This is a genomic window from Neopararhizobium haloflavum (assembly GCF_002750855.1).
In the GTDB taxonomy this organism is placed as follows: Bacteria; Pseudomonadota; Alphaproteobacteria; order Rhizobiales; family Rhizobiaceae; genus Georhizobium; species Georhizobium haloflavum.
In genome coordinates, this window is sequence record NZ_NWUC01000016.1 from 1 (window position 1) to 18800 (window position 18800).

An 18800-nucleotide genomic window follows, 5' to 3' on the forward strand; every position below is an offset into this window, starting at 1 on the left:
CATCAACACCTCCCGCAAAGCGAAAAGTGTTACCCATGTGTCCGGTACAAAACGTCACCGATGTCTCGGGTCGTTCACTGATTCAACTCAGTCTGCAAGTGCGCCAGCGGTGCGCTTCGCGTCATCATTTCCTTCCTGTTACATCCTTGATGGTCTCCTCACCCGCCGCCGAGGGTGGGCGCCGCAGCCGCTGCGGCTTCATGGACCCTTGGGCCCGTCCATGGTTAATGTATTGCTTCCGCAATGCATAGATTTTATACTAGTTTTGTACTTGTTTTTACTTCGCCTTTTCGCGTGATCTCAAAATTTCTCTGCGATTGTTTCCTCAACAACGGGGAAGCAACCAATGAAAAAGACCACGACGACGATCGCCGCCCTGGCCATGGCATGTGCCCTTCTGGGACTGGGTGGAGCCGCTTCAGCCGCTCCCGCCAACATGGTCACAGCCAATCAGACCAGCCAGCCGATCGGCCACCATGAATTCTGCCGGGCCAACGCGGCCGAGTGCGGCCGCAGCGCGAGCGGCCCGACGGCGCCAGGCACTCTGACACGCGAAAAATGGGCGGTTCTGCTCGACGTCAACGTCACAGTCAATCGCGCCGTGCAGCCGCTGACCGACATGGAGATCCATGGTCGTGAAGAGGTCTGGTCCTATCCCTCGGTCGTCGGCGACTGCGAAGACTACGTGCTGCTCAAGCGCAAGATGCTGATGGAACGCGGCTTTGCGGCCAGTGACCTGCTGATCACCGTCGTATTGCAGCCAGATGGCCTCGGACATGCGGTTCTGACCGTGCGCACCGATCACGGCGACTTCATCCTCGACAACATGCGCGACCGCGTGCTGCTGTGGTCGGACACGGAATATACATTCTTGAAGCGGCAGTCGAGCGAGCATGCCGGAATGTGGAAGGCAATCAACGACAGCCGCGATCCGATGGCCGTTGGTAGCGTGCGCTAAATTCGGCGCACGGCACGAATTTCCCAGCGATCCCGACCATTCCCCGTGTCGGAACTGGCAGGCCGGTGTCTCAAAGCGCACCGGCCTTTTTTCTTGTCAAACGAGCGTCAGATCGCGCGCGAACCGGCGGGCATTTTCGACATAGTGCGCGGCAGAGGCCGCAAGCCCTGCGGCAGCGTCCGCATCGAGCGTCCGCACGACCTTGGCCGGTGCACCCATGACGAGCGAGTTGTCCGGGATTTCCTTGCGCTCCGTCACCAGCGCGTTCGCCCCGATCAGGCAATTGCGACCAATGACGGCGCCGTTGAGGATCGTCGCGCCCATGCCGACGAGCGAGTTGTCACCAATCGTGCAGCCATGCAGCATCGCTTTGTGACCGATGGTGCAACCCCGACCGATCGTCAGCGGAAACCCCATATCGGTGTGGAAGACGCAGTTTTCCTGAACATTGGTGCCGCGACCGATGCGGATCGGCTCGTTGTCGCCGCGCAAGACGGCGTTGAACCATATGCCGACATCTTCCTCCAACTCCACCGATCCGATGACCGTCGCATTGTCCGCGATCCAGTAGAATCCGGCCGGCAGCAACGGTTGTCGTTCGCCCAGTCGATAGATGGCCATTCTTGTGCTCCTCTCCTGCCCGCTGCTGGGCTATGGTTCCCTTTAGAGTGCTCGTGGCATCGACACACCGGGCCGGCGCATCGTCGACGCGCCACCAGATGCCACACCGTCATCTTCCGGTATCACCGATGGTGGGCCGCAGTTCAAGCAGCGGCGTGCCGGGACGTGTCGCATCGTCTAGTGAGGAAAGAGAGAATGGCGAGCCGCCCGCAGGCGGCAGCCAGACACGGTAATGGGTTGGACCGCGTGAGGGTGCTGCTAGAGGTCGATGTCGAGGATCGCCATCGAGAAATTGAAGGATAGGTCGCCATCCTCATCGTCGCGGAACACCACGCCCAGGAATTCCTCACCGATATAGACTTCGGCGGAGTCGTCCTTCTTGGGCCGTGCGCGCACCTGCATGCGGTCGTTGAACGTCCGCTTGAAGTAGGCTTCCAGCTTTCTGATTTCTTCGGGTTTCATGGAGGCTCCCGTGTTCTTGTTGTTTGGAATGGCTTGGATGCCGGCACGGCGAGGTCGCCGCCCTGCGGTGCGCGCTTGTCGCATGGCGCTTCCGGCGCTGTAAACCCTCCACCGCCGTTTTACGGTCAGAGCTTCGGCCACCATGGGCTAGTCGTCGACGAACGACCCCAGCAACTGGTCCATGGCGCGCGAGGGCTCTTCACAGCCGGCTGCACCGATCACCCGGGCGGGTACGCCGGCGACCGTTGAATTGGCCGGGACGGGCTTCAGAACGACGGAACCGGCGGCGATGCGCGAGCAATGCCCGATCTCGATGTTGCCGAGGATCTTGGCACCGGCGCCGATCAAGACACCGTTCTGGATCTTGGGGTGACGATCGCCACCTTCCTTGCCGGTGCCGCCGAGCGTGACGCCCTGGAGGATGGAAACGTTATCCCCGACACGCGCCGTCGCACCGACGACGAGCCCCGTGGCATGATCGAGAAATATGCCTTTGCCGAAGGGCGCGGCGGGATTGATGTCCGTCTGGAACACCGCGGAGGAGCGGCTTTGCAGATAGAGCGCGAAATCCTTTCGGCCGCCATGCCAGAGCCAATGCGCCAGGCGGTGGGTCTGCAGAGCATGGAAGCCCTTGAAGAAAAGAACTGGCTCGATGAAACGGCCGCAGGCGGGATCGCGGTCGTAGACGGCCTGAATGTCAACGCGCAACCATGCGCCCCACTCCGCCCACTCGTCACGCATCTGCAAAAAAGCCTGACGCAGCATGTTGGCCGTTACGTCAGCATGGTCTAGCCGCTCGCTGATGCGATGGATCACCGCCTCTTCGAGATTGCGGGCGTTCAGTATGGTGGAATAGAGAAAACCGGACAGAACGGGGTCGTTGGCGAGGGCCTCTTCGGCCTCCTGCCGTATCGCGTTCCAGATCGGGTCGATGACCTTCAGCGGTTCCGATGCCTTGGTCTCATGGCGTGCGTTCATTGCGCCCGTTCCTCTCGCACGAATATCTGACTCGATCTTAGTCAAGAAATACGAAGACATAAATGGGGCGATGGAACGGTCCATGCAATGGGGCTAGCGCCAACGCATCTCACGCGAGAACCCCCGGCCAAGCGACCGAGGGTCCCACGCGATCATGTGTGCGGCCGGCCGCGCGGCCGGGACCGGACTATGTCGACTATTCCGCCGGCGTGGTTTCGCCACCGGATGCTTCGCCGATATACTCCGTCAGCGTCTGCGCCAGCGCGGGATCCGCCTGGGCCGCCTGCATGATCGAGGTATATTCCTGAACGGAGATGCCCTCGGAGCTTTCCACGGCACTCACCATTTCCTGGCTCGCTTCTTCCTGGATGGCCTGCTGCTCCTCAGGCGTACCGGCTTCCTGAAGGCGCGGCGTGTACTGCTTGTTGATCTGGTCGACTTCAAGAAAGGCGACCGCGAAGGAACGCAGCTGCTCGTCGGAAAAATCCTGCGCAGGCGCCTGCTGCTGCATCTCGGGCGCTGGCGCCGCCGGTGCGGTCTCCTGAGCCAATGCAAAGCCCGAGGCCGGCAAGGACAGTCCGATCGCGGCAACGGCCATGAGGGAGTAGCGCTTGATGTTCATGATAATCACTTCCTCGATAATGCTGGCGCGATAGCCAGCCCATACCTCGTACTGCCACCCACCACAAAGAAACGGGCGGCGTTGACGAGGCGGATGTAATCAAGGATTGAGGTCAAACCACGGTAACAGGCAATAAAAACGCTACAATTATGGTCACGTTCACTGCGCCGATGAAACAAATGTTTGGATTGACAGCCTCATCAATCGCTTTCGCAGAATAATACTGGCTTTTTATTATGCAGAATAACATTCCGTGATCGCAGCCGATCGGGCGGCCCAAGACGACGCCGGCCCGATCAGGATAGCCGCGACCAGCGTCAGAACGGGATTTCGTCATCCATGTCGCGCGAGAAGTTGCCTTCATCGCCGCCGCGCGAGGGTGCGGAGGGGCGCCCGTAGTCGCCGCCGGACGAATAGTCGGAGCCGCGCCCGCCGCCCTGTCCGGCACCGGCGCCATCAGCTCGCCCGTCCAGCATCGTCAGGGTCGAATTGAACCCTTGCAGCACAACCTCGGTCGAGTATTTGTCCTGACCGCTCTGGTCCTGCCATTTGCGGGTCTGCAACTGCCCTTCGACATAGACCTTCGAGCCCTTCTTCAGGTAATTTTCCGCAACCTTGCAGAGCCCTTCGTTGAAGATGACGACGCGATGCCATTCGGTCCGCTCGCGTCGCTCGCCGGTGTTTTTGTCACGCCAGTTCTCGGACGTCGCGACGGATAGGTTGGCGATCGGGCGACCGTCCTGGGTTCGGCGGATTTCCGGATCCGCGCCGAGATTGCCGACGAGAATTACCTTGTTGACGCTGCCTGCCATGATCCCTTGTGTCCTTTTCGGTTCTTTCGTTGTGCGATCTTCAAACGTGGACCGCGCTGACGCGCATCCTAGCTGATCGGAGCGCAGGCGGGGGTGCGGGCGAACGCTTGATCCACAACGCAATTTTCCACTCGCGTTTGTTCTTTTTTTGTTCTATTCGCACAAGATATCAGGGTCAATCGAGTCGATCGCCGCCATCTCGACATCGACCGGCGACCCATTACATAGACCAAACGCATCCGGTCCTTGCATGATGGACCGGGCTCACATCCGGCATTTTATCTGGCGATCTTCATGAGTGAACTCAAGTCCATCTCCATCAGAGGCGCGCGCGAGCATAACCTCAAGGGCATCGATCTTGATCTGCCGCGCAACAGCCTGATCGTCATGACAGGGCTGTCAGGCTCGGGCAAGTCGTCCCTCGCCTTCGACACGATCTATGCAGAAGGCCAGCGGCGCTATGTCGAAAGCCTCTCGGCTTATGCGCGCCAGTTCCTCGAAATGATGCAGAAGCCGGATGTCGACCAGATCGACGGCCTTTCGCCGGCGATTTCCATCGAACAGAAGACGACGTCCAAGAACCCGCGCTCGACGGTCGGAACGGTCACCGAAATCTACGACTACATGCGTTTGCTTTTCGCGCGCGTCGGCGTTCCCTATTCGCCCGCAACGGGGCTGCCCATCGAGAGCCAGACTGTCAGTCAGATGGTCGACCGCGTGCTCGCGCTGGACGAAGGCGAGCGGCTTTATATCCTTGCGCCGCTGGTTCGCGGGCGAAAGGGCGAGTACCGCAAGGAACTCGCCGAACTGATGAAAAAGGGCTTCCAGCGCGTCAAGATCGACGGCGCGTTTCACGAGATCGCCGACGCTCCGGCGCTGGACAAGAAATACAAGCACGATATCGATATCGTGGTCGACCGGATCGTCGTGCGCGGTGACATCGCTGCCCGTCTCGCCGACAGTCTGGAGACCTGTCTTCGCCTGGCGGACGGGCTCGCCGTTGCGGAATTCGCTGATCGGCCGTTGCCGCCCGGCGAGACCGCGGAAGGTGGCGCGGCCAATAAGTCGAAGAATGAGACGCATGAGCGGATGCTTTTCTCCGAAAAGTTCGCGTGCCCCGTATCCGGCTTCACGATCACCGAGGTCGAGCCGCGCCTGTTTTCGTTCAACAATCCTTCGGGCGCCTGTCCGACCTGCGACGGGCTCGGCAGTCAGCAGAAGATCGACCCGATGCTGATCGTGCCTGAACCGGCCCGCACCTTGCGCGACGGGGCAATCGCCCCCTGGGCGAAGTCGTCGTCGCCATATTACCGGCAGACGCTTGACGCGCTCGGAAAACATTACGGATTCAAGCTCGGTGATCGCTGGAACGAACTGCCGGACGCCGCGCGACACGCCATCTTGAACGGCACTTCGGACAAAATCGCGTTCAACTATGATGACGGCCTGCGTTCCTACAAGACGTCGAAGACTTTTGAGGGAATCGTGCCGAACCTCGAGCGGCGGTGGCGTGAGACCGACTCGGCCTGGGCGCGCGAAGAGATAGAGCGCTATATGTCTGCAGCGCCCTGCCCGGCTTGCAGCGGCTTCCGCCTGCGGCCAGAGGCGCTGGCGGTCAAGATCGATGGCTGCCATATCGGTGAAGTATCGCAGATGTCGATCAAGGGCGCTGGCGCATGGTTCGACGTGCTTCCAGATCGGCTCAACGACAAGCAGAACGAGATTGCCGTGCGGATCTTGAAGGAGATCCGCGACCGGCTGAATTTTCTCAACGATGTCGGCCTCGATTATCTGACGCTGTCGCGCAACTCGGGAACGTTGTCGGGCGGCGAGAGCCAGCGCATCCGTCTGGCCTCCCAGATCGGGTCCGGCCTGACCGGCGTGCTCTACGTTCTCGACGAGCCATCCATTGGCCTTCACCAGCGCGACAACGCGCGCCTCCTCGACACGCTCAAGCACCTGCGCGACATCGGCAATACGGTGATCGTGGTCGAGCATGACGAGGACGCCATCCTGACGGCGGACCACGTGGTCGATATCGGTCCTGCGGCAGGCATCCACGGCGGGGAGGTCATCGCTGAAGGCACCCCGTCGGATATCATGGCCAATCCGAAATCGCTGACCGGCAGGTATCTGTCGGGGGCGCTCGCGGTTGAACTCCCTGCACAGCGCCGCAAGCCGACCAAGCGCAAGGAGCTGAAAGTCGTCGGCGCGCGAGGCAACAACCTGAAGAATGTCACCGCGGCGGTTCCTCTCGGGGTCTTTACCGCGGTCACCGGTGTTTCGGGTGGCGGCAAGTCGACCTTCCTGATCGAGACGCTCTACAAGGCTGCCTCACGGCGCGTAATGGGCGCGCGCGAAAACCCGGCGGAACACGAACGCATCGACGGGCTAGAGTTCATCGACAAGGTCATCGACATCGACCAGTCGCCGATCGGGCGTACGCCGCGCTCCAATCCAGCGACCTATACCGGGGCCTTCACGCCGATAAGGGATTGGTTTGCCGGCCTGCCGGAATCCAAGGCCCGCGGATATCAGCCCGGGCGCTTCTCCTTCAACGTCAAGGGTGGGCGGTGCGAAGCCTGCCAGGGCGACGGTGTGATCAAGATCGAGATGCATTTCCTGCCGGATGTCTACGTGACCTGCGACGTCTGCCACGGCAAGCGCTACAACCGCGAAACGCTGGACGTTGCGTTCAAGGGCAAATCGATCGCCGATGTCCTCGACATGACCGTTGAGGAAGGCGTCGACTTCTTCGCCGCAGTGCCCGCGGTACGCGACAAGCTGGTGACGCTTAACCGCGTCGGGCTCGGCTATGTCAAGATCGGCCAGCAGGCCACGACGCTGTCGGGTGGCGAGGCCCAACGCGTCAAGCTCGCCAAGGAGCTGTCGAAACGGTCGACCGGCCGGACCCTCTATATCCTCGACGAACCGACCACGGGCCTCCACTTTCACGATGTCGCCAAGCTGCTCGAAGTGCTGCACGAACTCGTCGACCAGGGCAACTCGGTCGTCGTTATCGAGCACAATCTGGAAGTCATCAAGACCGCTGACTGGATCATCGACCTCGGTCCGGAGGGAGGCGATGGCGGCGGCGAGATCGTCGCGACCGGCACGCCGGAACAGGTGGTCAAGGAAAAGCGGTCCTACACGGGACAGTTCCTTAAGGAACTCCTGGAACGGCGACCGCCGGCGAAGACGGTGGCAGCTGAGTAGACGAGATCTGCTTGCGGCTCGTGCGCCGTTGTCGCGCGCCGTGGCTTGCCCAATCACCTTAGCTAGGAGAGATTTATGGCATCTGGCGTGATCCGTACCGGCATCGGCGGCTGGGTCTTCGAGCCGTGGCGCGAGACCTTCTATCCGGACAAACTGCCGAAAAGCCGGGAACTTGAATATGCCGCCAGCCAGCTGACGGCGATCGAGGTCAACGCCACCTACTATGGCAGCCAGAAGCCAGCCACATTCGCCAAATGGGCCGCCAGTGTGCCTGATGGTTTCGTCTTCTCACTCAAAGGCTCGCGCTACGTCACCAATCGAAAGGAGCTCGCGCAGGCAGCTGACTCGATCGCGAAATTCGTCGGCCAGGGCATTGCCGAGCTCGGCGACAGGCTCGGGCCGATCCTATGGCAGTTTGCGCCGACCAAGCAGTTCGACCCCGATGATTTCGATGCCTTTCTGGAACTGCTGCCTTCTGCCGCCGACGGGGTCGATCTCCAACACGCGGTAGAAGTGCGGCACGATAGTTTTGCCGTGCCGGAATTCATCGCACTCATGCGCAAACGAAACATCGCCGTCGTTTATGCGCACCATGCGAGCTATCCGGAAATAGCCGACGTGACAGGCGACTTCGTCTATGCCCGGCTTCAGCGCGGCAGCGCCCACGTTGCAACCTGCTATCCTGAGGACGATCTGGCCCGATGGGCAAGAAGGACGCAGCTTTGGGCTGACGGCGGACAGCCGGAAGACCTTCCGCTCGTTGCCGGCGACAACGAGCCGGAGCCTCGCGCGCGAGATGTCTATGCCTATTTCATTTCCGAAGGAAAATCCCGCGCGCCGCATGGAGCGATGCGTCTCGCGGAGTTGACGCAAAAATAGACGCCTCTTTTTTCAGCAATTCGATCACTTTTTGAGCATAGTGAGTGGCGAAGCATCCTCAGGGCTGCAATCATGCCCACAGCGATTTTGGCTTGGAATGCGCCTTTTCGATCTCTCGGGCATCGTTGATCGTCGAAATCGCGAGCGTTTCATGGTTTCAGAGAGAGGGATCAAGTCCATTTTTGCCGATTCCTCGCCAATTGGCATGGCCTGTGCATACGTTGCTGTGCAGGCCCGGGGTTCGGGTTCCAGGGAAGAGCGGAGAACAATTTTCTCATGAAAAAGATCGAGGCGATCATCAAGCCGTTCAAGCTCGACGAGGTGAAGGAAGCCCTTCAGGAAGTCGGCTTGCAGGGTATCACGGTCACCGAAGCGAAAGGGTTCGGCCGCCAGAAGGGGCATACCGAGCTCTACCGTGGCGCCGAATACGTCGTTGATTTTCTGCCCAAGGTGAAAGTCGAGATCGTTCTTGCCGACGAAACGGCTGAAGCCGCCATCGAGGCAATCCGCAACGCGGCCCAGACGGGGCGCATCGGTGATGGAAAGATCTTCGTGTCCAACGTCGAAGAGGTCATCCGTATCCGCACCGGTGAGACGGGCGTCGACGCCATCTAGCCACCACTGCCGGCTTTTCGCCGGTTCATCATTTCAGTTTTCAACCAGGGAAGTGTGCATAATGACGACTGCCAAGGACATTCTCAAACAAATCAAGGACACCGACATCAAGTTCGTGGACCTGCGCTTCACCGACCCGAAGGGCAAGATGCAGCACGTCACGATGGACGCCACCATGGTCGACGACGACATGTTCGCCGACGGCGTCATGTTCGACGGTTCCTCGATCGCGGGCTGGAAGGCCATCAACGAGTCCGACATGGTGCTGATGCCGGATACCGAGTCCGCGCATGTCGACCCGTTCTTCGCCCAGTCCACCATGGCAATCGTCTGCGACATTCTCGATCCGGTGACCGGCGAGAGCTATAACCGCGATCCGCGCGGAACCGCCAAGAAGGCGGAAGCCTACATGAAGGCGTCAGGCGTCGGCGACACCTGCTTCGTCGGTCCGGAAGCCGAGTTCTTCGTCTTCGACGACGTCAAGTACAAGGCCGATCCCTACAACACCGGCTTCAAGCTCGATTCGACCGAACTTCCGTCGAACGACGACGCCGACTACGAAACCGGCAACCTTGGCCACCGCCCGCGCGTCAAGGGTGGCTATTTCCCTGTTCCGCCAATCGACAGCTGCCAGGACATGCGTTCGGAGATGCTGACGGTCATGGCCGAGATGGGCGTCTCGGTCGAGAAGCATCACCACGAAGTGGCCGCCGCACAGCACGAGCTTGGCATCAAGTTCGATACGCTGACGCGCAACGCCGACAAGATGCAGATCTACAAGTACGTCATTCACCAGGTCGCAAACGCCTACGGCAAGACGGCAACCTTCATGCCGAAGCCGGTCTACGGCGACAACGGCTCGGGCATGCACGTGCACCAGTCGATCTGGAAGGACGGCAAGCCGACCTTTGCCGGCGACGAATATGCCGGCCTGTCGGAATCCTGCCTCTACTACATCGGCGGCATCATCAAGCACGCAAAGGCGCTCAACGCCTTCACAAACCCGTCGACCAATTCGTACAAGCGTCTGGTTCCGGGCTTCGAAGCACCGGTCCTGCTCGCCTACTCGGCTCGCAACCGCTCCGCTTCCTGCCGTATCCCCTTCGGTTCCTCGCCGAAGTCCAAGCGCGTGGAAGTCCGCTTCCCCGATCCGACGGCGAACCCCTATCTCGCTTTCGCCGCCATGCTGATGGCCGGCCTCGACGGCATCAAGAACAAGATCCATCCCGGCAAGGCCATGGACAAGGACCTTTACGACCTGCCGCCGAAGGAACTGAAGAAGATCCCGACGGTATCCAGCTCGCTGCGCGAAGCCCTCACCAGCCTCGACAAGGATCGAAAGTTCCTGACCGCGGGCGGGGTCTTTGACGACGACCAGATCGACGCGTTCATCGATCTGAAGATGGAAGAAGTGCTGCGCTTCGAAATGACGCCGCACCCGGTCGAGTTCGATATGTACTATTCGGTCTGATCCGAACCGCCTGAAGGCTCCGGCGCTCGCGCCGGAGCCATTTCCTTTTTGAGGTCTCCGGCCAGACCGCTTTCGTATGCGAACGCAAGGCCTTACTCAGATGCTTTCACTTACCGCGACATGATGAAGTTCAGCGTCTCACGCCAGTCGGTCATGCGGATCGGCGTGCCATGTGATCCTGTCTCGAACAGGGCGAATCGTGTTCTGTAGTCCGGCGCTGCCGCGAGAACCGCGTCGAACAATGCGGCCTGCGATCGCCAGTCATAAACCTGATCGTTGCTACCATGTGCAAAGACGATGGGAACGCGAAGGCGCATTGCCGGGGACTGTGTGAAGGCGCGATGTGCCGTGCCACCGAGGATAACGAGACCGTCCAACAGCGCGGACACCGCGGCATCGTCGGCCGCCCTCCAGCAGATCAGGCTGCCCATGGAGCCGCAGGCCAGGATAATCGGCGCGCCGGGCGATACCTTCGCCACCTGGCGGATGAGCGCGCTGACCGCTTGCGTTCCATTTGTCCCGAAATCAGGAACACTCGGCGCGTAATAGGTGCCATCATTTTTCACGGCTAGGTTCTTGAGACGGTTGAAGTTGCCACCAAAGGTCCAATCGTCCACGCCGAGCCGGCGATCACCACCCCTTCCGTGAATAAAGATGACGGCGAAGTCTGCGCCTTGCGCCGCGCCGACTTCGTAAAATTCCAGGTTTCTTTGGCCATACGCGACGGAGCCTGCCCTCTGCTGTCTGCGAACGCTGAGGTCGACATAGGCGGGGTCGACCCGTTTTTCAGGGATCGAGTCGCGCCGATCGATATCGCGGGCCTCGTCATAGGCATAGCGCTGGAACCGGCCGTCCGCGCGTTGGTCGATCATCTCTGGATAAGCGAAGAGACGGTCCTTGAAGGGGGCGACTGACTGCGCCAGGGCCAGATTCGGCGCGACGAGCAGGGCGCACGCGAAGCCGACAAGAACGCGCAATTGGCTCAGTTGCATCGCCCTGCCCTTTTTTCCCATCACGTTATCCACTATCCCTCAGCCAAGAGTGTGGGCAAGCACCCCCGCGCCGCGAACATTTGCGGAACGCAGCTCGCGACACCCCCGCATTTCTGGCAGACTCACAGCCGATTCGGCACCCATCGGTAGGCGGAAAGCAACAATCGCATGGACGACAGCAACGATCTTTTCTCCGGTTTCGGTTCGAAGGGAACCGCTGCGAGCCCCAGGGCCGATGATGCGATTGCCGTTCCCGCGGAACCGAAGACGGCGCCGCGGAAAACTCAGTTCCAGGCGTCCCGTGAGGACGCCGGATACTCGGCGGCGGATATCGAAGTTCTGGAGGGTCTCGAACCGGTGCGCCGGCGGCCTGGCATGTATATCGGCGGCACCGATGAAAAGGCCCTGCACCATCTCTTCGCCGAAGTCATCGACAATGCGATGGACGAGGCCGTTGCCGGGCATGCCAATTTCATCGACGTCGAGCTGTCGGCAGACGGTTTCCTGACCGTCACCGACAATGGCCGCGGCATTCCCATCGATCCCCACCCCAAATTCAAGAACAAGTCCGCGCTCGAAGTCATTATGACGACGCTGCATGCGGGCGGCAAATTCGACAGCAAGGTCTACGAGACATCCGGCGGGCTCCACGGCGTCGGCGTCTCGGTCGTCAACGCCCTGTCCGATTTGCTCGAGGTCGAGGTAGCGCGCAATCGCAAGCTCTATCGCCAGAAATTCTCCAAAGGCGTCCCGCTCGGTCCTCTGGAGGAGGTCGGCGAGGTCCAGAACCGCCGCGGCACGCGCGTGCGTTTTCACCCCGACCCTGAGATTTTCGGCCAGAACGCCCATTTTCTGCCCGAGCGCCTTTATCGCATGGCCCGCTCGAAGGCGTATCTTTTCGGCGGCGTCGAGATCCGGTGGTCCTGTGATCCCTCGCTGATCCAGGCGGGCGGCGTGATCGAGGAAAAAGCGGTCTTCCACTTCCCCGGCGGCCTGAAGGATTATCTAGCCGCTTCGCTGGGCAAGGACTTTCAGGTGACCCGCGAGGTCTTTGCCGGAAAGACGGCCAAGGCCGGTGGCCACGGCTCGGTCGAGTGGGCCATCACATGGTATGGCGGCGATCCGTTCGTCGCCTCTTACTGCAACACCATTCCAACGGCCGAAGGCGGCACCCACGAGGCCGGCTTTCGCCTCGCCCTGACGCGTGGGCTGAAGGCGTACGCAGACCTCACCGGCAACAAGCGGGCCTCCATCATCACCACGGACGACGTCATGATCTCGGCGGCGGGCATGCTTTCCGTGTTCGTGCGCGAACCGGAATTCGTCGGTCAGACCAAGGACAAGCTGGCGACGGCCGAGGCGCAACGACTAGTCGAAAACGCGATTCGGGATCCGTTCGACCATTTCCTTGCCGATTCCCCGCAAGAGGCGGCCAAGCTTCTCGATTGGGTGATCGAGCGTGCTGACGAACGTGTGCGACGGCGCAAGGAGAAGGAAGTCAGCCGCAAGAGCGCGGTGCGCAAGCTCCGCCTGCCCGGCAAGCTTGCCGATTGCAGCCAGGGCGCGGCGCAGGGGGCGGAGCTTTTCATCGTCGAGGGCGATTCGGCCGGTGGCTCTGCGAAACAGGCACGCAACCGGTCCAATCAGGCGATCCTGCCGCTCCGTGGCAAGATCCTGAACGTCGCCAGCGCCGGGCGCGACAAGCTCACCGCAAACCAGCAGATCGCAGACCTGATCCAGGCGCTCGGTTGCGGTACGCGGTCGAAATACCGGGACGACGATCTGCGCTACGACCGCATCATCATCATGACCGATGCCGACGTCGACGGCGCCCACATCGCCTCGCTTCTGATCACCTTTTTCTATCAGGAGATGCCGGAACTGATCGACAACGGTCATCTCTACCTGGCGGTGCCACCGCTCTATCGGATGACGCAAGGGGCAAAAACACTCTACGCCCGTGACGACGCGCACAGGATGGAGTTGCTGGAGACCGAGTTCAAGGGCCGGGGAAAGGTCGAGATCGGGCGCTTCAAGGGGCTGGGCGAAATGCTTCCCGCGCAGCTCAAGGAGACGACGATGGACCCGGCAAGGCGCACGCTGCTTCGGGTCGCCATTTCCGACGACGCCGCCGGAACGAAGCTGGCCATCGACGATCTGATGGGCACGCGTCCCGAGGCCCGCTTCCGGTTCATCCAGGAGCATGCCGCCTTCGCCGACAATCTCGATATCTGACCGCTGCAGCGTCTCAGGCCGCGCGCCGCGATTTCATGTCCAGTGCCGCATCGCATGCGATGCGACGGCGATGCGTCAGGTTGAGCCGTTCTACAAGCATCAGCAGTTCGGCAATCTCGGTGCTGTGCTCGGCTTCCACGCCATGGCGATGCATGAGCAGTTCGGCCACACTCCCGGTCGTCGAGACGCGTCCGTCGCGACCAGCCCGGCGCCAGATGAGCGTCGCGGAAATCAGAACCCGACATGTCGCCTCACTGATCTGAGCGGATCGATACATCGCGCGCAACGTTGCCTCCCGACCATCGGCGAGGATTGCTCGCACTCGCGTCGGGGGCTGTCCAGTCAGCGTGACGATCGCGGCGGCGAAGAAGTCGATATTGCCCTGACAGAGAGCATGCATCAAAAGCGCGGAAGTGAGCTGGCCTTGAATGCGCAGATGCTCCACCAGCGCCGGCAGTTCGCTGACTTCCACTTCGCTCACCATGCGCAATGTCGCCTGCTGGCAGGCGTCTTTCGTCACCCGTGCGATCCGGCCGTCCCCGATCGCGCTCCGCACGAGCGGCAGCGCAGCAAGCGCCTCGCCCACATGCATCGCCAGCTGATGGCGAACGTCGCAGGGAATGTCCGCACGGGCCAGCAGCGCGCACCGGACATCGCCGTTCTCGCCATAGCGCTCGACGATGCGGCGCAGCGAGATGGCGGCAATCGTCGCGCCTTCATTTTCCAGAAGGTCACAGATGGCCGGCCAGTCGGCAACTTCGGCAATGGCTGCGGACACCGCAACGGAAACGCGCGCGCGCAACGCGACGACACGCTGGACGTCGCTATGGGTATCGGCGACGATGTCGACGAGATCTCCATCGCTCAGGAGCGGTGACAATGCCACGACATGGCTCGCCACCTCGATCTGATCACGGCAAAGCGCGTGGATCATCGCCCGCGGTGCCTCCGTGCTCGCAGCGATGGCGCTGGCGATGGCAAGACGCACCTTTGGCGACGGATCGTCTAGCAGGAAAAAAAGCGCCGCTTCGCCAGCGCGCCGGTCCTCCAATGTCATCCTGCCAGAAACATAAGCTCGCGCCAGCGAACCGGCGGCCTTGGCCCGGTCCGATGCTGCCGCTCGTTCAGTCCAACGCAGAAAAGCCTCGATGATCATGACGTCTGCCCCATTTCCTGCCGCGTGATTCCGCGTCGGTTCACGCTAGGCAGAAATCGTTTACGTTCGGTTTACCATAATGCGCACCACACCATCGGGCTTTTCCTGGAGGCGCCTATCGGCTAGACCCCGCTGGCGCATGACGGACACCCGGGAGGATAAGCGATGACGGGACTTTATCTGGAGGAATTCGAGCCTGGGCAGGTGTTTCGGCATGCCCTGCGGCGCACGGTGACTGAGTCCGACAACATGCTGTTCTCGAACATGACACTCAATCCGCAGCCGCTTCACATCGATTTTGCATTCGCATCGGCCACCGAGTGGGGCAAGCCGCTGGTCAACTCGCTCTTCACGCTGGGGCTCATGATCGGCATTTCGGTCAACGACACGACCATAGGCACCACCATCGGTAATCTCGGGATGACCGACGTGACGTTCCCTCACCCTCTCTTTCACGGCGATACCGTGCATGTCGAGACGACGGTGATCTCCGCCCGTCCGTCACGCTCGAAACCCGATCGCGGAATCGTGGAATTCGAGCACCGCGCCTATAACCAGGATGATGTCCTCGTCGCTCAGTGCCGTCGCCAGGCGATGATGCGCGCAAGAAAAGGCTGACCCATGCGTTCCTATCTTTTCGTTCCCGCCGATTCCGACCGCAAGCTGGAAAAGGCTCCGGGTGCCGAGGCAGACTGCCTGCTGATCGACCTTGAAGACAGCGTCTCCTATCGCCGCAAGGCGGCCGGACGGGAAATGGCAGCCGCCTTCATCCGGTCCCAGGCCGAGAACGGCGAGCGTGCGCGCATCATCGTACGCGTCAACGCGCTGGATTCGGGACTGACCGGCGATGATCTCGATGCCGTTATCGCGAGCCGGCCGGACGGCATCCTCCTGCCGAAGTCGGAAGGCGGAGCGCATGTGCAGGAGCTCGACGCGATGATCGCCGTGCGCGAGGCGGAGGCGGGTATCGCGGAAGGCTCGGTGCGAATCCATGCCCTTGTCAGCGAGACGGCGGCGGGCGTCCTCAGCGCGCGCAGCTATATCGACATGAGTCCCCGGCTGGAGGCACTCGCCTGGGGCGGCGAAGACCTATCGGCCGACCTTGGTGTCGAGACGAACCGCGATATGGAGGGGCGTTACACGGACATGTTCCGCCTCGCCCGCAGCCTGACCGTGCTCGGCGCGGCCGCCGCGAAAGTGATGGCGGTCGACACCGTCTATACCGATTTTCGCGACATGGACGGACTGGAGCGCGAGTGCCGTGCCGCCGTCCGTGACGGGTTTTCCGGCAAGATGGCCATTCATCCAGCGCAGGTCCCGGTGATCAACCGGGTCTTCACGCCCGACGCGAACGCGGTCGAGCGCTCGCGCAAGATCGTTACGCTTTTTGCGGAAGCGGGCGACGATGCCGGCGTTCTCAGCCTGGAAGGGCAGATGATCGACCGCCCGCATCTGCGTCAGGCCGAACGCATTCTCGCGCGCGCCGAAGCCGCCGGCATGAGCACAAGCTGAGCCCGGCTCAGCCTTCCCATTTCGGCCGGAACATTTCGAACGTGTCGCCGCCGTCTGCGTAGTCCATATAACCAAGACGGGCGAGCGGCGCGACCTTCGCCATGTCGAGGCGGCCTTCCTGAACCGCCTCGTCGCGAATGTGGATGCCGATCACCTGGCCGATGACGACGTGACTGTCGGAGTCCATGCCCTCGATGTCCTTCGGACGAAAGATGCTCGTCACGCGGCATTCAAGCGCGGCATAGGCCTCATCGACGAACGGCGCGTCAACAAGTTCACCTTGTCGCGCGGTCAGGCCCGCAAGCGCGAATTCATCGACGCCATAAGGCGCGTCGATCGAGCTTTCGTTCATCTTTTCGGCCAATGCCTTGCCGACCAGGCTCGCGGTGAAGACGCCGGTTTCCTCGGCGTTGCGAACGGAGTGCTTGTAGCCCGCGGACGAGAACATCACGAGCTTCGGCCGATCTGAAAGCGCGTTGAAAAAGGAATAGGGGCCGAGATTGAGCGCCCCGTCCTTGCCCTTGGTGCCAATCCAGCCGATCGGACGCGGTGAGACGATGGCCTTGAACGGATCATGCTTCAGGCCATGCCTGTTGGTATCGGTGCTGTAGAACATGGTGCGATCACTCCGCCCAATACACGATGTCGGTCAGGTCCGGCCGCGGCCTGTCGGCCGGTTGCATGGCCGGCGTTCCGATGTGGACAAACCCGGCGATGCGCTCTTGCTGGTCCAGACCGAAGAGCGGGCGCGCGCTGTCGTCATAGGCATACCATTCGGTCAGCCAGTTCGCCCCGTAGCCGAAGGCGTTGGCCGCCATGAACAGGCCGTAGCATACGGCGCCCGCGGAGAGCACCTGTTCCCATTCGGGGATTTTTGGGTGTGGCGCCGCCCGGCTGACGACCGCTATCACCACCGGCGCCCGCGTCAGGCGGGTTTCCTCGATCTCACGCTCTTTCGCGCCAAGGTCCGAGCGGGCATCCGCGGCGATCCGGCCAAGCTCCCGTCCAATGCGCTCACGCACATCGCCAGCGAGCACGATGAAGCGCCAGGGTGCGAGCTTGCCATGGTCAGGCACCCGCGAGGCGATGGCGATCATGCCTTCGATCTCGCTTGGAGATGGCCCAGGCTCCTGCAACTGCATGGCCGGCGTCGACCTGCGGGTCTGAAGATATTGCTTGAGCGCAAGGTTCAATTCAGCCTGCGTTTCTTGCATCACGTGCCTACCCCAATGAATCGGAACAACAAGTTGGCCTTGAAATTGCCACCCGTTTTGGGTTCAAGTGACGCTTCACCAGAAACTTGTCAACCGCGGCCGACCTATGAGAGCGATGACCAGCTACCGACCGATCGCGCTTCTTGCAGGCATCCTTCTTCTCGGCGTCGCGCCGACCTTCGCCCAGTCACCCTTCGACGAGATCGAGCCGGCAATGCCTGAGCTCGACTTGCCGGGTCTCAACCAGTACGCACCAACGATAGCCGACGACGGTAGCGAACAGTTCCGCACTGTCGTGCTGGAGGCAAAGCTCACAGAGGATGCGCCGCTTCTTAAGGACGGTCTGGTCTGGCGGGTGTTCGATTCGGTTCCCGGCCCGGATGGCAAGCTGCCGCTGGTCGCAAGCTCCGAAGGGGGATCGGCGGAGATGACCTTTCCGCCTGGTGACTATTTCCTGCATGTCGCCTTCGGCCGCGCCGCGGTCTCCAAGAAACTCCAAGTGCCGACCGAGGGCCCAGTCGGCCGCCAGTCGATCACGCTCAATGCCGGCGGGCTCGTTCTCAACGCGCGGTCAGGCGAAGACATGCGCATTCCGCCCGGCGAACTCTCCTTCTCGGTCTACGATGCAAGCGATGGCGCCAATGACGAACGCCGCCTCGTTATCGCAGACGTGAAGCCGGACACGGTGATTGGGCTCAATGCGGGCACTTACCACGTCGTGTCCGAATACGGCGATCTCAATGCCTCGATCCGGTCCGACATATACATCGAGGCCGGCAAACTGACCGAGGCGACCATCCAGCATCGCGCGGCTGAGTTGACGCTAAAACTCGTTTCCGAGCGCGGCGGCGAGGCGATCGCCGATACGGCATGGTCGATCCTCACGGCGAGCGGCGATCCGATCAGCGAAAGCGTCGGTGCCTTCTCCACCATCATTCTGTCGGAAGGGACCTATACCGCCGTCGCGCGCAACAAGGACAATGTCTACCAGCGCGACTTCACGGTGCATGCCGGTGTCAATACCGATGTCGAGGTCATGCTTTCCCAATAGAGCGGT

General features: G+C 61.4%; 18 protein-coding genes. 9 read left to right on the forward strand and 9 right to left on the reverse strand.

What is annotated here, in order from left to right; translation table 11 throughout:
* Positions 1–346 precede the first annotated feature (346 nt).
* Positions 347–958, forward strand: coding sequence for a transglutaminase-like cysteine peptidase (locus CN673_RS20080; protein WP_099868200.1), 612 nt, complete (start codon positions 347–349; stop codon positions 956–958).
* A 96-nt stretch (positions 959–1054) separates the two neighbouring features.
* Here CN673_RS20080 and CN673_RS20085 read toward each other — a convergent pair whose 3' ends face one another.
* From CN673_RS20085 to CN673_RS20105, 5 genes are all read right to left on the reverse strand, one after another.
* Positions 1055–1579, reverse strand: coding sequence for a gamma carbonic anhydrase family protein (locus CN673_RS20085; RefSeq protein ID WP_099868201.1), 525 nt, complete (start codon positions 1577–1579; stop codon positions 1055–1057).
* Positions 1580–1837: 258 nt separating this feature from the next.
* Positions 1838–2041 carry a DUF3126 family protein gene (locus tag CN673_RS20090; RefSeq protein ID WP_099868202.1) on the reverse strand — a complete coding sequence of 68 codons (204 nt, stop codon included), beginning with the start codon at positions 2039–2041 and terminating at the stop codon, positions 1838–1840.
* 147 nt (positions 2042–2188) lie between these two features.
* Complete coding sequence (gene cysE / locus CN673_RS20095) at positions 2189–3019, reverse strand: serine O-acetyltransferase (RefSeq protein WP_099868203.1); 831 nt, start codon at positions 3017–3019, stop codon at positions 2189–2191.
* A 196-nt stretch (positions 3020–3215) separates the two neighbouring features.
* The gene (locus CN673_RS20100; RefSeq protein ID WP_099868204.1) at positions 3216–3641 is read right to left on the reverse strand and encodes a DUF4168 domain-containing protein; all 426 of its coding nucleotides are present in this window, start codon (positions 3639–3641) and stop codon (positions 3216–3218) included.
* Between the two features lie 317 nt (positions 3642–3958).
* Positions 3959–4453, reverse strand: a complete 495-nt coding sequence (locus tag CN673_RS20105) for a single-stranded DNA-binding protein (protein WP_099868205.1) — start codon at positions 4451–4453, stop codon at positions 3959–3961.
* A 294-nt stretch (positions 4454–4747) separates the two neighbouring features.
* Here CN673_RS20105 and uvrA point away from each other — a divergent pair, with 294 nt between their 5' ends.
* From uvrA to glnA, 4 genes are all read left to right on the forward strand, one after another.
* On the forward strand, positions 4748–7669 hold the full coding sequence (gene uvrA / locus CN673_RS20110; RefSeq protein ID WP_099868224.1) for an excinuclease ABC subunit UvrA: 2922 nt from the start codon (positions 4748–4750) through the stop codon (positions 7667–7669).
* A 75-nt stretch (positions 7670–7744) separates the two neighbouring features.
* On the forward strand, positions 7745–8548 hold the full coding sequence (locus tag CN673_RS20115; protein ID WP_099868206.1) for a DUF72 domain-containing protein: 804 nt from the start codon (positions 7745–7747) through the stop codon (positions 8546–8548).
* 276 nt (positions 8549–8824) lie between these two features.
* Positions 8825–9163: a P-II family nitrogen regulator gene (locus tag CN673_RS20120; protein WP_099868207.1), complete on the forward strand. Its 339-nt coding sequence runs from the start codon at positions 8825–8827 to the stop codon at positions 9161–9163.
* A gap of 61 nt (positions 9164–9224) precedes the next feature.
* Complete coding sequence (gene glnA, locus CN673_RS20125; protein WP_099868208.1) at positions 9225–10634, forward strand: type I glutamate--ammonia ligase; 1410 nt, start codon at positions 9225–9227, stop codon at positions 10632–10634.
* A 110-nt stretch (positions 10635–10744) separates the two neighbouring features.
* Here the strand turns inward: glnA and CN673_RS20130 are convergent, their stop codons facing one another.
* A complete protein-coding gene (locus CN673_RS20130; protein WP_245410016.1) occupies positions 10745–11647 on the reverse strand; it encodes an alpha/beta hydrolase in 903 nt (300 codons plus the stop codon).
* Positions 11648–11794: 147 nt separating this feature from the next.
* Here CN673_RS20130 and parE point away from each other — a divergent pair, with 147 nt between their 5' ends.
* Positions 11795–13861 (forward strand): DNA topoisomerase IV subunit B, encoded by a 2067-nt coding sequence (gene parE, locus CN673_RS20135; RefSeq protein ID WP_099868209.1) that lies wholly within the window; start codon positions 11795–11797, stop codon positions 13859–13861.
* A 13-nt stretch (positions 13862–13874) separates the two neighbouring features.
* Here parE and CN673_RS20140 read toward each other — a convergent pair whose 3' ends face one another.
* Positions 13875–15017 carry a DUF2336 domain-containing protein gene (locus CN673_RS20140; protein ID WP_099868210.1) on the reverse strand — a complete coding sequence of 381 codons (1143 nt, stop codon included), beginning with the start codon at positions 15015–15017 and terminating at the stop codon, positions 13875–13877.
* 165 nt (positions 15018–15182) lie between these two features.
* Here CN673_RS20140 and CN673_RS20145 point away from each other — a divergent pair, with 165 nt between their 5' ends.
* Both CN673_RS20145 and CN673_RS20150 read left to right on the forward strand, forming a co-directional pair.
* Entirely contained in the window at positions 15183–15635 is a 453-nt protein-coding gene (locus CN673_RS20145) for a MaoC family dehydratase (RefSeq protein ID WP_099868211.1), read from the forward strand.
* Between the two features lie 3 nt (positions 15636–15638).
* Entirely contained in the window at positions 15639–16529 is an 891-nt protein-coding gene (locus CN673_RS20150) for an HpcH/HpaI aldolase/citrate lyase family protein (protein WP_099868212.1), read from the forward strand.
* A 7-nt stretch (positions 16530–16536) separates the two neighbouring features.
* Here the strand turns inward: CN673_RS20150 and CN673_RS20155 are convergent, their stop codons facing one another.
* Positions 16537–17145, reverse strand: a complete 609-nt coding sequence (locus tag CN673_RS20155; protein WP_099868213.1) for a flavin reductase family protein — start codon at positions 17143–17145, stop codon at positions 16537–16539.
* Positions 17146–17152: 7 nt separating this feature from the next.
* Positions 17153–17743, reverse strand: a complete 591-nt coding sequence (locus CN673_RS20160) for a nitroreductase family protein (protein WP_099868214.1) — start codon at positions 17741–17743, stop codon at positions 17153–17155.
* A 115-nt stretch (positions 17744–17858) separates the two neighbouring features.
* On the opposite strand from CN673_RS20160, the gene CN673_RS20165 reads away from it, so the two are divergent.
* Positions 17859–18794: an RgsD C-terminal domain-containing protein gene (locus tag CN673_RS20165; RefSeq protein ID WP_157928975.1), complete on the forward strand. Its 936-nt coding sequence runs from the start codon at positions 17859–17861 to the stop codon at positions 18792–18794.
* Positions 18795–18800 lie beyond the last annotated feature (6 nt).

Bases quoted from the DNA above. Each gene is read 5' to 3' on its own strand.
- CN673_RS20080 (WP_099868200.1), top strand. From the start codon at position 347: ATGAAAAAGACCACGACGACGATCGCCGCCCTGGCCATGGCATGTGCC.
- CN673_RS20085 (WP_099868201.1), bottom strand. From the start codon at position 1,579: ATGGCCATCTATCGACTGGGCGAACGACAACCGTTGCTGCCGGCCGGA.
- CN673_RS20090 (WP_099868202.1), bottom strand. From the start codon at position 2,041: ATGAAACCCGAAGAAATCAGAAAGCTGGAAGCCTACTTCAAGCGGACG.
- cysE (WP_099868203.1), bottom strand. From the start codon at position 3,019: ATGAACGCACGCCATGAGACCAAGGCATCGGAACCGCTGAAGGTCATC.
- CN673_RS20100 (WP_099868204.1), bottom strand. From the start codon at position 3,641: ATGAACATCAAGCGCTACTCCCTCATGGCCGTTGCCGCGATCGGACTG.
- CN673_RS20105 (WP_099868205.1), bottom strand. From the start codon at position 4,453: ATGGCAGGCAGCGTCAACAAGGTAATTCTCGTCGGCAATCTCGGCGCG.
- uvrA (WP_099868224.1), top strand. From the start codon at position 4,748: ATGAGTGAACTCAAGTCCATCTCCATCAGAGGCGCGCGCGAGCATAAC.
- CN673_RS20115 (WP_099868206.1), top strand. From the start codon at position 7,745: ATGGCATCTGGCGTGATCCGTACCGGCATCGGCGGCTGGGTCTTCGAG.
- CN673_RS20120 (WP_099868207.1), top strand. From the start codon at position 8,825: ATGAAAAAGATCGAGGCGATCATCAAGCCGTTCAAGCTCGACGAGGTG.
- glnA (WP_099868208.1), top strand. From the start codon at position 9,225: ATGACGACTGCCAAGGACATTCTCAAACAAATCAAGGACACCGACATC.
- CN673_RS20130 (WP_245410016.1), bottom strand. From the start codon at position 11,647: ATGGGAAAAAAGGGCAGGGCGATGCAACTGAGCCAATTGCGCGTTCTT.
- parE (WP_099868209.1), top strand. From the start codon at position 11,795: ATGGACGACAGCAACGATCTTTTCTCCGGTTTCGGTTCGAAGGGAACC.
- CN673_RS20140 (WP_099868210.1), bottom strand. From the start codon at position 15,017: ATGATCATCGAGGCTTTTCTGCGTTGGACTGAACGAGCGGCAGCATCG.
- CN673_RS20145 (WP_099868211.1), top strand. From the start codon at position 15,183: ATGACGGGACTTTATCTGGAGGAATTCGAGCCTGGGCAGGTGTTTCGG.
- CN673_RS20150 (WP_099868212.1), top strand. From the start codon at position 15,639: ATGCGTTCCTATCTTTTCGTTCCCGCCGATTCCGACCGCAAGCTGGAA.
- CN673_RS20155 (WP_099868213.1), bottom strand. From the start codon at position 17,145: ATGTTCTACAGCACCGATACCAACAGGCATGGCCTGAAGCATGATCCG.
- CN673_RS20160 (WP_099868214.1), bottom strand. From the start codon at position 17,743: ATGCAAGAAACGCAGGCTGAATTGAACCTTGCGCTCAAGCAATATCTT.
- CN673_RS20165 (WP_157928975.1), top strand. From the start codon at position 17,859: ATGACCAGCTACCGACCGATCGCGCTTCTTGCAGGCATCCTTCTTCTC.